Annotated in this window: 2 protein-coding genes and 1 pseudogene; all 3 read right to left on the bottom strand. The window is 69.8% G+C overall.

Annotated elements, in window-relative coordinates:
- Positions 1 to 363: pseudogene (locus N878_RS21095) on the bottom strand (hypothetical protein); the annotation flags it as partial.
- A gap of 27 nt (positions 364 to 390) precedes the next feature.
- Complete coding sequence (locus tag N878_RS21100; protein WP_031303652.1) at positions 391 to 648, bottom strand: YkgJ family cysteine cluster protein; 258 nt, start codon at positions 646 to 648, stop codon at positions 391 to 393.
- 74 nt (positions 649 to 722) lie between these two features.
- Positions 723 to 1,282: NAD(P)-dependent oxidoreductase (locus N878_RS21105; protein WP_021445518.1), on the bottom strand; the 560-nt coding region annotated here is incomplete at its 5' end.

Genomic DNA, 1,282 nt, shown 5'->3' on the forward strand with positions numbered 1-1,282 from the left:
GGTGACGCTGCCGTCGGCGCCGACCTCGGTGGCGACCTGCAGCACCGAATCGCGCGGCGTCACCGGCCAGGGCGTGGCGTAACGGCTGTAGATCCAGCTCAGCGCGCCTTCGCTGCCGAGCAGGCGCTGCTCGCTGCAGGCGTAGATCCAGGCGCAGGAGGCGGCGACGTCCTCCTGCAGGGCGAGCAGGGTCGGCATATCCGTGCGCAGGACGACCACGCCGCGATAGGCCTGGTAGCGCGAACCCGACACCTCGGCCAGGTACACGCGCACACCGCCCTCCTCCCGGGCCAACCGCCATTGCAGCTCCGCGGCCGGCGCGCTCGCGACCAACAGCAGCAGGCCCAGCAGAGCGCCTCGCACGCCTCCCTTCATCGACACTCCCAGCGTTCAGGGCACCGCCGTGGCCTGTTCCAGCCACCCCAGCAGACGGATGGCGGCCTCGCGGCTATCGCCGCAGACCTGTTCGTCGGCGCTGAAGCCGACGCACACCGCCGGCCGCTCCGGGCGTCCGAACAGGGCACAGAGATGCTCGGCGGACAGATGGATGCAACGCACGCCGGCCGGCTTGCCCTGGGGCATTCCGGGAATCGGCGAGCTGATGGAAGGCGCGATGCAACAGGCACCGCAGCCTGCACGACAGTCCATGACAAACCTCGACATGCGGATAGAACGGCGGCGATGCTAATTTCGCGCGCGCCGCCAGTCGAGGCCTTTCGCGATCAGCGGCCGCGCTGCAAGCGCGCCAGCAGGCTGGAAGTATCCCAGCGTCCGCCGCCCATGGCCTGCACCTCGGCGTAGAACTGGTCGACCAGTGCGGTCACCGGCAACTGCGCGCCATTGCGCCGCGCCTCGTCGAGCAGAATCGACAGGTCCTTGCGCATCCAGTCCACGGCGAAGCCGAAGTCGAATTCGCCGGCCAGCATGGTCTTGTGGCGATTTTCCAGCTGCCAGGACTGCGCCGCGCCCTTGCTGATCACCTCCATCGCGCCGTGCGCGTCGAGACCGGCGCGCTGGGCGAAATGCAGCGCCTCGGACAGCCCCTGCACCAGGCCGGCGATGCAAATCTGGTTGACCATCTTGGTCAGCTGGCCGCTGCCGGCAGCGCCCATCAGACGGATCATCCGCGCGTAGCTCTGGATCACCGGCTCGGCGCTGGCATAGGCCTGGGCCTCGCCGCCGACCATCACCGTCAGCACGCCGTTGACCGCGCCGGCCTGGCCGCCGGACACCGGCGCATCGAGAAAGCCCAGGCCGCGCTCGGCGGCGAGCGCCGCCAGCT

It is taken from the genome of Pseudomonas sp. EGD-AK9, assembly GCF_000465935.2.
Taxonomy (GTDB): Bacteria; Pseudomonadota; Gammaproteobacteria; order Pseudomonadales; family Pseudomonadaceae; genus Aquipseudomonas.